Below are 14381 nucleotides of genomic sequence, written 5' to 3'. Positions count from 1 at the left end.
CGTTCAGCCAGTCTATTCTAATGCCCATTCAACCGAAACACCGTCCAGCCATCGGCTTCGGTGGCGAGTGAGAACGAAAAACCGTGATTAAGCAGAATTTCGCGGGTTAGCGTCAGGCCGATACCCTGCCCGATAGTTTTGGTGCTAAAAAACGGATCGAACAGGTTTGCAACCACAGTATCGGGAATCGGCTGACCGTTGTTTCGCACGGCCAACTGCCTATTAGTCAACTCAATATCAACCACGTTACCGGCAGTGCAAGCTTCAAGTGCGTTTTTTACAACATTGACTAATACCTGCTCCATTTGCCCTATGTCGACTAACCAGTATACCGGCTCGGCGGGTAGCTGCGTGGTTAGCTGCACACCACGGGCGTGAGCCTGAGGCTGCATGAGTTGCCCCACAGCGTCTACGAATACAGTCAGGTTGGTCGATGCTCTATTTGGTACTGGCAACCGCACTACGTCGGCGAACCGGCGCATGAACAGGTTGAGCCGGTCGTTGCGTTCGATAGCTACCCGAACAGCCTGCCGCAAATCGGGATTTGGTAGTTCCGGCTCAGCAATGTGCAGAATGGAGTTGATTGCCCCGATGGAGTTGTTGACTTCATGCGCCATCATCCTGACTACCTTTCCGTAAGCCTTCTTTTCAGTCTCGATAATCTCAGCCGTGAGTTCTTCGATAAACAGAAATTGCCGCCGAAATCCACGGTCGATAAACTGCCCCAGCAATACCCGATACGTTTCAACGCCCGCCAGTTTTACGGTCTGCGGCTGATCGGGTTGCAGCGTACTAAGTTGCGCCAGCAGTGGATGCCCGATTGCAGTCAGCGGTTTACCAATCAACTGATTATCGGGCAGATCGAGCAGCTTCCGGGCTTTCGGATTGATGGCCGATACGCGCTCGTCGAAATCGAGAATGAGCAGGGCAATGGGCGACGCATCGACTAATTTGTCTAAGAAAAATTGCTGTTCGGCCTGCCGTGTGCGTTCGAGCCGCAATTGGTCGATCATCAGGTTATACACCCGAATCAGTTCATCGACGTCCCGGTTGCCGGTTGGTACAAACTTGACCGTAAAATCCTGATCGCGAATGGCTTCGATACCCGACGCAATAAACTCCGACGGTTTTTGAAACGACCGATAAATCCGCCAGCCCACTACCAGCGACAGCCCAATCAGCACTTCGGAGGCAATAAACCATTGTTTGCTTGTTTTCAGCACCTGAAACGTCAGGGCCACAAGCACCGCATGAACGGCAATAATGTAGACTAAGTAGCGAGTCATCTGAACTATGATTCGTCGGATTGAACTGATTTACTATGATTTTCCGGCTCTGCCGGTTTATTTTTCACCGCCAAAAGCAGAATCAGACGAATCAGTTCAATCCGACGAATCATAGTTCAGACCGTATTTCTCTAATCGCCGATACAGGGCGAAGCGCGTAATGCCCAACGCCCGCGCCACATTGGCAACGCGGTTGTTGTGAAAAGTCATAGCCCGCTCAATCATTTGCCGTTCCATTTCATCGAGCGTCATGCTGCCAACGGGGGGTAAAAACGCATGGGTAACGGGGGCGGCATGGGTGGTAGGAAGGTGTTTTTCAAAGTCGTCAATGGTGAGTATGTCCGTGCCTGACAGCAGTACGGTGCGCTCGACTATGTTTTTCAACTGCCGGATGTTGCCGGGTAACGTCAAATTTTTAAGCCACTGTCGCGCCGATTTATCGACTTGCAGGTTGGGCCGATTATAGAGCGTTTTCAGGTTGTCGACAAAAAAATCGACTAAGCGCGGAATATCGGCGGGGCGTTCGCGGAGGGCAGGCAAACGAACCGTAATCAGGTTGATACGGTAGTACAAATCTTCGCGAAATTCGCCTTTGGCTACCATCTCTTCCAGATTGCGGTTGGTAGCGCAAATCACGCGCACGTCCACTGTGCGGCTTTTGCTGCTGCCCAGCGGCTCGAACGTTCGGTCCTGCAACACGCGCAGCAGTTTTACCTGACTGGCCGGATCGAGATCGCCGATTTCGTCTAAAAAAATACTGCCTTTGCTGGCTAACTCAAACCGGCCCACGCGGTCGGTTTTGGCATCGGTGAAGGCTCCGCGCACGTGACCGAACAGTTCGCTCTCGAAGAGCGTACTCGAAATGCCGCCGAGATTGACTTTCACGAATGGCTGGCGTTTGCGTCGGCTGTTCTGATGCACGGCTTCGGCGATAAGTTCTTTTCCCGTACCACTCTCGCCCGTAATCAGCACCGGCGCGTCGGTAGAGGCCACACGCCCGATGGTTGCCAGCACGTCGAGCAGGCGCGGGTCTTCGCCCACGATGTTGTCGAGCTGGAACTGCTCGTCCAACTGCCGCCGACTGGCCGATGCGGGTTCGCCCGACTGCCGGGCCGCAGCCGACAGTTTCAGGGCCGTTCTGACCGACTGTACGAGGTGTTCGTTTTGCCAGGGTTTGGTAATAAAATCGCTGGCTCCGGCTTTCATACCCTGCACGGCAAGATCGATGCTACCCCAGCCTGTCAGCAAAATCACCGGCACGGTGGGCAGGTGTTCGCGCAGGTAGCGCAACAGCCGCAGCCCATCGTCGCCCGACGTATCGACCGAAAAGTTCATATCGAGTACAATAGCTTCGGGCGTTTCTTCGGCCAGCACGTCGCGGGTTTCAAACGGCCCGTCGGCCATGCGCACGGCGAAACCTTCTTTCCTGAACAGCAGCGAAAGCGAAGTTTGAATAGCGATATCGTCGTCGATTAGTAGCAGCATGTCTGAACCAGGATTGGCCAGGATTATTTGGATTAAACAAGATTATTCGTGACGAATCAGCCAATCTTGTTTAATCCTAAACATCATGGCTAATTCTGGTTCGGATTATTCCTCATGCAAGGCCACGGCTGGTTGAATAGTGGCGGCCTGCCTGCTGGGATATAAGGCGCACAAAGTGATTATGACGTAGATGACTACGACCGAAACGGCCATTGCGGTCAGGTACACGCCTGCGCTCAGATCGAACACGTTCAGCAGCGGAAACTGCCCGGCCAGCACCAGCCCCAGCAGTAGCGCAAAGGTAGCCAGCACCCACATCTCGCCAACAAACTGCCACGAAATGCTTCTCTCCGTAGCCCCCAGTGCCCGGCGCAGACCAATTTCGCCCCGGCGTCTGGTGATGCTTACGTTGAGCACCCCAAACAGGCCGAGGGCCACGTTAATGAGCAGGAATGTACTGACTACTAAGAAGATAATCATCGGTACGAGCGTTATGTTGTGCTTGCCCTCCCGCTGATCGGTCAGGTAGCTCAATTCGAGGTTCCAGCCTTTGGCTATCTGACTCAGGTCGCGCATCATTCGCCCCTCGAACGTAGCGTCGGTGTCGGGCCGGACGTGGATGCTCAGAGAACTCTGCCATTCATTGCTTTTCACGCGGTAAAACATACCCGGCTCATTCTTCTCGTATTCGCCATCTTTCTTAAAGTTACCAATCACGCCGATGATCCGTTTTTTGTCTTTTTTATCTTCGTCGTTGAGCAGCAGTTTGCCTACCGCTGGACTACCGCCAAACACCTTACGGCGGAATGGTTCATTGATAATCACGGGCGTAACCGCTGCGGCTTCGTCGGACTTATCGAACCAGCGGCCTTCCAGCACGGGTATTTCATACGTTCGGGCATAATCGGTATCGACCCAGTAGTTGTAGGTCATCAGTTTCACGCCATTGTAGGTTGGCTCGCCGTTGGACGTACCGTTGGAAAAAGGCGTGTTGCCCGACGACAGGCTGGCCGCTACCACCTGCGGATAAGCCAGTACACGCTGTTTGAGTTGTTGCCGGATGGGGTCGGCAAGCGAGTCGGGCGTTTGGCCCCAGTCCATGCTGATGACCCAGCGGTCTTTATACTGGTAGCCAATGGGCGTCTGGTAATTGCCCAGATTGTCGATAATCAGGCTCGACACACCAAAGAGCACCAGAAAAGAAGCCAGAATTTCGACAATCAGCAGCGCGTGCGTCCGCTTCTTGTTCCAGATGAGGGTTATGAGGTGTTGTAACATAGTTTATTGAATGATTGAATGTCTAAATGATTGAGTAGCCAAATGAGTGAATAGCTGGACGTCAGTAATTCAATCATTCAGTCATTCAATCATTCAAAGATTAACTTTTAAGTGCATCAGCAATAGGAAGTTTAGCCATGCGCCAGGCAGGAATAACGCCCGACAGGATGCCAAAAATGAGACAGAGAAAAATACTGACAGCCAGTACGCTCAGATTGATAGTCAGGTCGCTGTGCAGAATCCACCCGCTCTGATTAATCAGGCTTAGAATGAGTGCCGACAGCCCGAGCGCAATCAGTCCGCCAAGGAGCGTGATGAATACGTTTTCGATTACGAACTGGCCCAGCAGTGTACGGACGGGCGCACCAAACGCTTTCCGAACGCCAATTTCCGACGCCCGCTCCATACTACGTCCCACGTTGAGGTTGACCAAATTAATGGCGGGCAGCAGCATAAACAGCAGCATAATGAGTGTAATCACTGTGTACACTGTGGTGCTGTTGGGGCCACTGGGGAAGTTCTGTATGAACGTATCTAAGTACGGTTTTGCTTCGGCACGGATGTAGAATACTTTCAGCCAGTTACCTTCCATAAACGGTATCGGTATGCGCTTCACCGACTGATTGTATTCATCCTGAATGGCTTTGAAATCACGCTGGTTACGGGCCAGAATAATGGCGTTGAACGAGCCGAGATACTCGCCTTTCTGGTAGTTGCTTTTGGGCAATGTATAGGGCAAGTACACCTCTGCCGACGAAAACAAACGCGTGATCGGCGCGGCTTTCACGACGCCGATGACCCGGTAGCGTGCATTATCGACTTCAATGGTTTTGCCTACTGCGTTGGTGTTCAGGCCAAAGTAGTCGGTGCGAAAGGCGTCGGTAATTACCGCTACGGGGTCGGCGTTGGCGATGTTCTGCTCGCTGTAGGGCTTGCCTTCGAGGAATGTAAAATCCGTTACGTCCCAGAAGTTGGCGTCGCTGAACTTGCTTTTGACCTTGATGCGCTTGCCGTCGACGTAGGAGTTTGCCCAGGCCCAGGTCGATACCATAGCCACTTTTTCGGGCGTCTTGAGCGAGAACACGTGCTGCTTGAGAAACTTGTAGCTAAAATCGCTCATATTACCAGACCGGTTCGTTGAATCGGTCAGCCTGATATGTAGCAAGTACAGCGAACGGTCGCGTTTGTACTCAGGGTAATGGCTCCCGATCAGGTGATCCAGAAATGAGGTCAGCACCATCAGCACGGTGAGCGTGAGGCTGATGCCGAAGAGCGTAATGAAGGTGTAAAACGGGTGCCGCAGCAACACCTTCCAGGCGATTTTGATGTAGTTAGTTAACATAGTGATGAGTGATGAACGATAAGTGATGAGTTATAGGTGAGCAAACGATGGGGCGGTCAGCCCACTCATCACTCATCACTTATCGCTCATCACTAAAACAGAGTCTCCTACCATCGCCCCGTCGAATAGCCGCACGAGCCGGTGCGTTTTTTTCGCCATTGCTTCGTCGTGCGTTACCATGATGATGGTGCTACCCTCGGTGTTGAGGTGTTGCAGAATGTTCATGATCTCGTTACCCATCGCGCTGTCGAGATTGCCCGTCGGTTCGTCGGCCAGAATGATGCTGGGTTGGCCCACAATGGCGCGGGCAATGGCCACGCGCTGTTTCTGCCCGCCCGATAGCTGGCCCGGAAAATGCTTTGTGCGATGACTCAGCCCCACTTTCGCCAAAGCCTCCTGCGCCAGTTGCCGACGCGACGCGCCTGTAGTATCGCCTTTTCGATACAGCAGCGGAATCTCTACGTTGTCGAGTATCGAGAGGTCGTTAATGAGGTGGAAGCTCTGAAAAATGAAACCGATGTTCTGGTTTCGGAGTTGGGCCAGTTCTTTGTCGCGGTACTGTGTCACGGCCTGCCCGCCAATCTCAACCTGCCCCGCGCTGGGCGTATCGAGCAGGCCCATCAGGTTGAGCAGCGTTGACTTACCACAGCCGCTTGGCCCCATAATGGACACAAACTCACCCGCCCGAATGTGGAGGTTTACTTTCGTCAGGGCCACCGTCTCGATGGTGCTGGTACGGTAGACTTTTTCGATGTTTTTGAGGTGTATCATAGTTGCTTGAACCCCACCCCCGGCCCCTCCCCATTAAGGAGCGGAGACGGAACGTCTCACTGGCGGAGCATTGCTCCCCTCCCTACTGGGGAGGGGCCGGGGGTGGGGTAATTTTCTGGTTTGTTTCAAAATCGAACAGTGTCAGCAGGCGGAGCGTGTAATAGGCCTGCCAATAGTCGCGCAGGGCCAGGATGGCGTCGCGCCGGGCACGGTCTTTGTCCTGAATGGCAATGCCGAGGTCCGTTACGGTCAGGTCGCTGAGTTTGAAGCGTTCCTGAGCAATCTGGTAGCGGCTCTGGGCAATTTCGTCGGCTTCGGCGGTCAGTTTCACCTGCTGCCGAAGCATCTCGATAAGCGTCACCTGCGTGTAAACCTGCTGCTCAAACGTGCGCTTGGCCTGTTCGAGCGTTTGCACCGTTAGTTCGGCATTGGCGTTGGCCGTTTCCAGACGCGCCCGCTGCCGCCCCCACGTCATAATGGGCACCGTAAAGCTTACCTCCACAAACTGCCGGTTCTGTGGACGCACATACACGTCGCCCGGTCGGTTGCCCCGGTTGGTCAGACCGAAATCGGCGTTCAGGGTGGCGTTCAGGCCGTTTTCTTTACGCGCCCGGTCTACGTCGCGGTCGGCTTCCAATTTTCTGCGCTGAAACCCAATAGCATCCGAGCGGTTAGCAAACGCCTGATTAAGTGCCTGTTTCACATCGACGGAAAACGAACGAATCTGATTCGGGATTGCCAGATCGAACGGGCGGAGCGCGTTGATTTCACCCTGTATGTTCAGAAAGGTTCGGAGTTTCAGCGAAGCCACTTCGGCGGTTTGCCGGGCCGACGCCAAATCTTTACGGGCATTCAGTACACTCAGTTGCAGTTGCAGCAAGTCGTTGCGCGAGATTTTACCCAATTCGAGTTTATGCCGGGCAATGGTCAGCAACGTATCGTTATTGGCCCGGTTGGTTTCGGCAATCTGGAGGTTGACCTGCGCTACCAGTAGGTCGAAATACAGGCCGGTGGCGTCTAAGGCCACTTGCTCCATGCTTTCAATGTATTGCTGATTGCTTTCGGCGTAACGCAGCGGCTCAATCCGACGATCCCACTTCATGGGGTTGAACCGGAACAGCGGCTGACTTAGCCCAACAGCGAACGGAATGCCATTATAGAGTGTGTTCTGGTTCAGAAAATCATCGAATCGCTGCAACTGCTGTTGGACGTAAATCGACCCACCCGTAAGTGGAATATTCTGACTCAGCGATAAATTGAGCACCGAATTATTGTTCGATACCGGCTGAAACGCAATAGTGCCATCGGGCTGCTGCACCTGAATAAACGAGCGCGTAAAACTCGGCAGCGATCCGTCGAGGCTCAACTGCGGCCTGAAATCGGCCAGAAACGACCGATATTTCCAGTAATTGGTTTTCTGTAACGTAGCCGCCTGTTTGCCCGCAATCGACTGTTGCCGGGCCAGTGTTACCACCTCATCCAGCGAGAGCGTCAGCGGCTGGGCATGGGTGAGGAACGGGAGGAGGAGCAAGATACCCCACCCCCAACCCCTCCCCATTAGGGAGGGGCTTACCATCCGGGTGCAAAATCCCCTCCCTAACGGGGAGAGGTTGGGGTGGGGTATTCTCATGGCTTCGCGGGATTTATCGTGATCTGCTCTACGTGTTCGTATTCGCTCAGGTCGGTCACGATGACCCGCTCGCCGGGTTGCAGCCCGCTTTTAATCTCGACCCAATCGAAGTTAGTCAACCCTATTTCGACTTCGCGCCGGTGCGCTACATTGTCGGTTCCGAGCACAAACACCGGCTGTTTCCGTTTGCCCTTAAACGCCGGGCCATTTGCCACGCGCAAAGCCTGCGAACTACGGTTGGTTACGACAAAAACTTCGACTTTTTGATTGGGCCGTAATGAAGCATGACTGCTGTTGTCTAACGACACGGCAAAGCGCACGGTGTTATTCTGCACGGCGGGTTTCACCTGCGTAATCTGCCCCCGCAGGTCGGTATCGTTGATGCGGACAATAACGGGCAGACCCATTTTCAGTTGATCGGCGTATGCATCAGAACACGAACCCTCGACCCGAAAACTGCCCAAATCGGCCACTTTTGCCAGCATTTCACCTTCGTTTACCGCCGAGCCAACGTTTTCATTGACCCACGTCAGCACGCCCGCCCGGTCGGCCAGAACGTTGGCCTGCCGGAGTTTCTGCGCCAGTACTTTCAGGTTTGTCGCTTCAATGCGAGCCTGCAACTGCGATTCGCGCAAACTCGCGCCCATCGACCGGCGGTTGTAGGTCAGATCGTTTTCCAACTGCTTCTTCTCCAACTGCGCGATACGGAGCGCGTTTTCGGCGCGGGTAACGTCTTCGGGTGTTTGCCCACCCACTTTCAGCAGCCGCTGGGCATCCTCTACCTCAGCGCGTAATTTATTGATATTGAGCGACTTGATTTGGTCATTAATATCGGCATCGTAGAGGTTTTTATCTAATTTCATCCTCAGTTGTTCGATGCCGTTCTGCTTCAGGGCCAGTTGGTCCTGCAACTTCTCATACTCGATCTGTGTCAGCGATTTATCTAATTCAACAAGAGGCTGACCGGGCCGCACCCGCGCACCGGGCGTAAACAATATCCGCCGAATACTGGCCCGGATGGGGCTGGTCATGATTTGTTCGTAAGCCGGAATCACCTCGCCCGTTGCCGTAAGCGTATTCTCGACGGGGCCGGTCTGCACCACCGCCGTGCGGATGCGGCTGGCTTCGACCGATGTTTTAAGCCAGGAACGCATACCCAGCACAGCCCCGGTCAGGCCAACAACGGCGGTCAGGCCAATCAGCCAGGGCTTTCGGCGAGAGCGGGAAACAAGTTCAGGAGCCAGTTCGCGATCCATTGAATACAAGCATTTTGCTCATACTCTTTGCGAACGATATGCCAGCAAATAACCAGCTAACAATCAATATATTAACCTACTATTAGACGATAAATACTGTGCGTTTACGCTCGTCCTGTGCGATTTCGCACGAGTTTCACGCCCAGTGCTGCGGGTAGTATCTCAATCGTTACCAATAAAACTGTCACTGATAAATTTGAGTGCATCGGGCAGGGCAGTGCGCCAGTAATCCCACGTATGAGCACCATTCCGAACGCGGTACTCGTGCGGAATTTTCCGCTCCGTCAGCGCAATATGCAACGTCGCATTACCGGGCGATAGCGCGTCGTCGTCGCCACAGTCGATGTACCAGCGCACCCGCGACAGGTCGCCTTCGGGAGCTGAGCGGGCCAGCGTAACAGGGCTGTTGCGTTTCCAGGTCACGGTAAGCCGATCCTGCCCGGTGGTGGGGCCGCTGAATACGGGCGCAAAAACCTGGTTATACCGCTCGTCGGTAATTGCCATAAACATCTCGTCGGTGCGGGCCGACGCGCTCAGGGCCGCACACGATCCGAACAACTCAGGGTGGTGCATGGCCAGTACCAATGAACCAAAGCCGCCCATCGACAGCCCCGAAATACCGCGATACTGCCGCTGTGTGCGGGTGCGATACGTTGCATCAATGTGCTGAACAAACTCCTGCACGAACATATCTTCATAGCGTAGTTTCGCCTGATAGTCATTGATGTAGAACGACTTACCGCCATCGGGCATCACAATAATCATGGGCGGCAACTCGCCCGACCGAATTTTATCGTCTACTATCCGGTCGGCTTCGCCGTATTGCACCCAGCCGGTTTCGTTATCGCCGTAGCCGTGCAGCAAATACACAACCGGATATCGGCGGTTGGAAATGTAATAATCGGGCGGAAAATAAATCGAGTATTTAACGGTCTGATTCAGCAGCGAGCTGTTGAACACCATGCTCTCCAGCAGCCGGGCCTGCGGAGCCGTAACCACCGGCACCGGGCCGTTATTTTGCGGAGTAGTGAGTTGCGCCCGCCGACGCGATTGCGCCGGTGCAGACAGACTCAACAAAATCAACAGACAAAATAATAAACAACGTGAGTGCATACGCCAGATTTAAGAGATGCTATTGTAGCTAATTCAACACTAAAACGTCAATCAACAGCCAATAAATCGCGAATTTCTTGCTTCAAGGCTGGCAGGTTTTTTAGAATTACACCCCAAACGATCACGTCATCCACTGCATCATAAGCATGAATGACACGGTTCCGCAAATCAATAATGCGCCTTGCGTCGGTTATACCGATTGTATTATCCACTTTCAGAACACGGTTTGTTGCTTCACCAATAATCTCAAGCTCACGCTCCACAGCCCTGCGGATCGTGATATTTGCCTGATAAAGACTAAAATCGCGCTTCCTGCCAAGATGTACGTCAATATTTTCAATAGCCTCGCCTATGTCGATAAGCCATTTGCGTACTTCTTCACTCATAAATGGGCGTTTTAGTCTTATTGACCATATTAATAAAATACGGATTTTTCAACGAACGCTCTGTCACTAAATCAACAGGCCGCTTTAATACGCGTTCCAGGGCGTGAGCGATGGCAAAATAGTGTTCACCGTATTGTACAGAATCAAGAGACTCGTCAAATGCAATAAGCAGATCGATATCGCTGTCTGCATTGAATTGGTCTGTGCAGACAGAGCCAAAAGCATATGCCCGTTGCACATGATTTTCGCGTAAGATGCGGATCACAGCCGGTAACTCTTTTGCTAAAGCGGTTTGAATCATAGCCATTCAACAATTAGTCAGACAAATGTAGTTTCAAACAGTATGCAGAACCACGTAGGTTGGTGATAATCGGGCCGTAACCACTGGCACCGGGCCGTTATTTTGCGGAGTAGTGAGTTGCGCCCGCCGACGCGATTGCGCCGATGTGGAAAACGTGATGGCTACAAGCAACCAAAAACAAATCAATGAGCGACGTGAAGACATGGAGAAGTAAGGATAAGCGGTTTAAATTTAGGCAAAATTTACCCGGCTAACGAAAAAACCCGACTATGCTTGCCCGCATCCTGCCGTTTCTACTGCTAACGCTCTATTCTTCTGCCCACTTACTGGCCCAAACCCCTGCCCTGCCCGACTGGGAAAACCCGCAGGTCATCAGCCGCAACACCGAAAAACCACATGCCACGCTGGTGCCCTTCGCCACCGATGCCGAAGCGTTGGCCGCTGCCGACTGGCGCAGTTCGCCGTTTGTTAAATTGCTGAATGGCACCTGGAAATTCCGCTGGGTGAAACACCCTAATCTGGTGCCGGGCGACTTTTTCCAGCCTTCGCTGAACGATCAAAACTGGGACGCCCTACCCGTACCGTCGAATTGGCAGGTGGTGGCCGCCCGCGAAGGCCGCAGCTACGACCGGCCTATCTTCACGAACATCAAACATCCGTTTCCGGCCACGCCCCCGCGCATCACATCAGATACCAACGCCACGGGCCTCTATCGGCTGCGGTTTACAGTACCGGCTAATTTCCAGAACCGGAATGTATTTCTGCACTTCGCCGGGGTGCAGTCCACCTGCCGGGTGTTTCTGAACGGCCAACCAATTGGCTACCACGAGGATGGCATGACCCCCGCCGAGTTTTTAGTGACAGATCAGTTGAAGCCGGGCGAAAACCTGCTGGCGGTAGAGGTTATCAACTGGTCGGATGGCAGCTACCTCGAAGACCAGGATTTCTGGCGGCTGTCGGGTATTTTCCGCGACGTATTTCTGTACGCTACTCCGCACACCTACCTCCGCGACCTCTACGTAGTGACCGACCTGGACGACCAATACCGCGATGCTACGCTGAAACTAACGGCCAACGTCCGCAACCTCGTGCCAACGTCGACACAGGCACCGGTGGGGCTGAAATTTACGCTTTACGACCCGAAGCAAGCCGTAGTTTTCAGCGAAACCATTCGTTCGACCGACGCCACCGATACCGGGCAGGAACTGCTGTTTCGACTTAGCAAAGCGGTGAAAAATCCGACACTCTGGAGTGCGGAGATACCCGCTCTGTACACGCTCACGGCGCAACTGATTGGAGCCGATGGGCAACCAACCGAAGCCATTAGTCAGCGTATTGGCTTTAGGGAGATGACGCTGACGGGCGGGCAATTGCTCGTAAACGGCAAAGCTGTGACGTTCAAGGGCGTAAACCGGCACGAGTTCGATCCTAACACCGGGCGCGTAATCAGCCGTGAGGGCATGATTCAGGACATTAAATTGATGAAACAGCATAACATCAACGCCGTCAGAACCTCGCACTACCCCAACGTAACCGACTGGTACGACCTCTGCGACGAATACGGTCTGTACGTTATCGATGAAGCCAACATCGAAAGCCATTACCTCTGGCAGACCGGCCAAACACCTGCCGCCAAACCCGAATGGCGCGACGCCTTTGTAGCACGGGGCCGGGCAATGGTCGAGCGCGATAAAAACCACCCATGCATCGTCATCTGGTCGCTGGGTAACGAAACCGACATGGGCCAGAATTTCCGCGACATGGCCGACATTATCCGGCTCATCGACCCCACCCGGCCCATTCATTACGAAGGCCGCAACAACTACCCGGCGTTTATGGCGACGAACCAGCCGCTAACAAGTTTCGACATCATTTCGACCATGTACCCGACCGTAGCGGCCATGATTGCTATGATGGAAAAAGACCCCACGCGCCCGGTCATCGTCTGCGAATACGCCCACGCCATGGGCAACAGCGTCGGTAATTTCAAAGATTACTGGGCAGCTATCGACAAGTACCCGCGCTTGCAGGGCGGTTTTATCTGGGATTGGGTCGATCAGGGGCTGCGGTCGCGCAACCGGGCAGGGAAAGAATTTACTGACCATATCAACTACATCGACGGAGCCAACGCAGGCGACGGACTCGTTAACCCCGACCGAACGCCCCAACCCGAAATCCACGAGGTAAAATACGTGCATCAGTTCGTTAAACTCAGCACACCCACGGCCCTGTCGGTAGGGCAACCAGCCAGGCTGAACGTAAAAAATACCTTTGATTTTCAGTCCCTCGAGCCGTATAGGGTAGAGTGGTCGCTGGTGCGAAACGGCGAAGTCGTACAGCAGGGCGGAGAAAACAATCTGGTAGCCAAACCCGGCCAAACGCAGGTACTGACGTTGCCGCTCAAGTACCCTGGCTTCAGCACGAGCGACGGGCCGAGTGAGTTTTTCCTCAACGTCAGCATCCGGCAGAAACAGGCCACAACCTGGGCCGACGCGGGTCATGAGATTGCAACGGGGCAGTTTCCCATCCAGGTCAGCGTGCCAATGCCGCCAGTGATAGGCATGAGCCGGATTCCGCCCGTGAAAGCAACGCCTTCGCCAACCAGCGTTACCGTGCGCGGGCGCGACTTCGCCGTTGTGTTCGACAAAGCCACCGGCACCCTCAGCCAATACCTGTTTCGCGGAAAAAACCTACTGAAAGACGGATTGAAACCCAGCCTGTGGCGCGTACCGACCGACAACGACGAAGGGGGCGGCAAGCTGAGCTTTGCTGACCGCTGGCGGCAGGCAGGGTTAGACACCGCCACGGCCCGGCCCGTAAGTATGAGCATCGATGGATCGCGCCCGCAACTGGTACGGGTTAGCTGCGGTAACGAGATTATGGCTACGAACGGCAGCATCCGGCAGCAAACCGACTACATCGTCTACGGCACCGGCGACGTGCTGGTAACAACCACTTACACCCCTACCGGCACACTGCCCCCACTGGCCCGCGTTGGAGTGCAGATGCAGCTACCGGCCACCTTCACGAAGTTGCGCTGGTATGGACGCGGTCCGTTTGAAACTTACGCCGACCGCAAAGAAGCCGCCCGCGTCGGCCTGTACGAAAGCACCGTGGCCGATCAGTTTTTCCCGTACATAATGGCGCAGGAGAACGGCAATAAAACCGACGTGCGCTGGGCCGAACTGACAGATAACAGCGGTACGGGTCTGCTCATCATAAGTGATCAGGCTACGGGCGGTCCGCTACTCAATATAAACGCCCGCGACTACACCGATGCGGCTCTGCTTCGGGCCAAAAACCCTGACAACCAGGAACTGGAACGCGGCAATGGTACGGTCGTAAACATCGATCTGGCACAGATGGGCCTCGGTGGCGACGATAGCTGGGAGCCACGCGTTCATGCCGAATACCAACTGCCTGCTACAAAGCCATACAGCTACTCGTTCCGGCTGCGGCCCGTCGTTACGCAAACAAATGTGGAAAATGCCATTTCGGTAGTATTGCCGAGATAGTTTCACAAACGAACGGCC

At 54.0% G+C, this 14381-nt stretch carries 12 protein-coding genes; 1 reads left to right on the top strand and 11 read right to left on the bottom strand.

What is annotated here, in order from left to right; all coding sequences use genetic code 11:
• Positions 1–17: 17 nt before the first annotated feature.
• From AWR27_RS01475 to AWR27_RS25155, 11 genes are all read right to left on the bottom strand, one after another.
• On the bottom strand, positions 18–1286 hold the full coding sequence (locus AWR27_RS01475) for a sensor histidine kinase (RefSeq protein ID WP_077129558.1): 1269 nt from the start codon (positions 1284–1286) through the stop codon (positions 18–20).
• Between the two features lie 96 nt (positions 1287–1382).
• The gene (locus AWR27_RS01470; protein WP_077129557.1) at positions 1383–2771 is read right to left on the bottom strand and encodes a sigma-54-dependent transcriptional regulator; all 1389 of its coding nucleotides are present in this window, start codon (positions 2769–2771) and stop codon (positions 1383–1385) included.
• A 105-nt stretch (positions 2772–2876) separates the two neighbouring features.
• Positions 2877–4049 (bottom strand): FtsX-like permease family protein, encoded by a 1173-nt coding sequence (locus AWR27_RS01465; protein ID WP_077129556.1) that lies wholly within the window; start codon positions 4047–4049, stop codon positions 2877–2879.
• A gap of 100 nt (positions 4050–4149) precedes the next feature.
• The gene (locus tag AWR27_RS01460) at positions 4150–5391 is read right to left on the bottom strand and encodes an ABC transporter permease (protein WP_077129555.1); all 1242 of its coding nucleotides are present in this window, start codon (positions 5389–5391) and stop codon (positions 4150–4152) included.
• Between the two features lie 75 nt (positions 5392–5466).
• Positions 5467–6162, bottom strand: a complete 696-nt coding sequence (locus AWR27_RS01455; RefSeq protein ID WP_077129554.1) for an ABC transporter ATP-binding protein — start codon at positions 6160–6162, stop codon at positions 5467–5469.
• Between the two features lie 82 nt (positions 6163–6244).
• Positions 6245–7720, bottom strand: a complete 1476-nt coding sequence (locus AWR27_RS01450) for a TolC family protein (RefSeq protein WP_077129553.1) — start codon at positions 7718–7720, stop codon at positions 6245–6247.
• Between the two features lie 68 nt (positions 7721–7788).
• On the bottom strand, positions 7789–9048 hold the full coding sequence (locus AWR27_RS01445) for an efflux RND transporter periplasmic adaptor subunit (protein WP_077129552.1): 1260 nt from the start codon (positions 9046–9048) through the stop codon (positions 7789–7791).
• Between the two features lie 162 nt (positions 9049–9210).
• Positions 9211–10161, bottom strand: a complete 951-nt coding sequence (locus tag AWR27_RS01440; protein ID WP_077129551.1) for an alpha/beta hydrolase — start codon at positions 10159–10161, stop codon at positions 9211–9213.
• Between the two features lie 47 nt (positions 10162–10208).
• The gene (locus AWR27_RS01435; RefSeq protein WP_077129550.1) at positions 10209–10547 is read right to left on the bottom strand and encodes a HepT-like ribonuclease domain-containing protein; all 339 of its coding nucleotides are present in this window, start codon (positions 10545–10547) and stop codon (positions 10209–10211) included.
• Positions 10540–10848 carry a nucleotidyltransferase family protein gene (locus tag AWR27_RS01430; protein ID WP_083732970.1) on the bottom strand — a complete coding sequence of 103 codons (309 nt, stop codon included), beginning with the start codon at positions 10846–10848 and terminating at the stop codon, positions 10540–10542. Before AWR27_RS01430 ends, AWR27_RS01435 begins: the two co-directional genes overlap by 8 nt.
• Positions 10849–10881: 33 nt before the next feature.
• On the bottom strand, positions 10882–11052 hold the full coding sequence (locus AWR27_RS25155) for a hypothetical protein (protein ID WP_157579050.1): 171 nt from the start codon (positions 11050–11052) through the stop codon (positions 10882–10884).
• A 65-nt stretch (positions 11053–11117) separates the two neighbouring features.
• Here AWR27_RS25155 and lacZ point away from each other — a divergent pair, with 65 nt between their 5' ends.
• Positions 11118–14363 (top strand): beta-galactosidase, LacZ type, encoded by a 3246-nt coding sequence (gene lacZ / locus AWR27_RS01425; protein ID WP_077129548.1) that lies wholly within the window; start codon positions 11118–11120, stop codon positions 14361–14363.
• Positions 14364–14381 lie beyond the last annotated feature (18 nt).

The organism is Spirosoma montaniterrae (assembly GCF_001988955.1).
Classification (GTDB): Bacteria; Bacteroidota; Bacteroidia; order Cytophagales; family Spirosomataceae; genus Spirosoma; species Spirosoma montaniterrae.
This window is presented reverse-complemented; position numbering and strand designations above follow the sequence as displayed.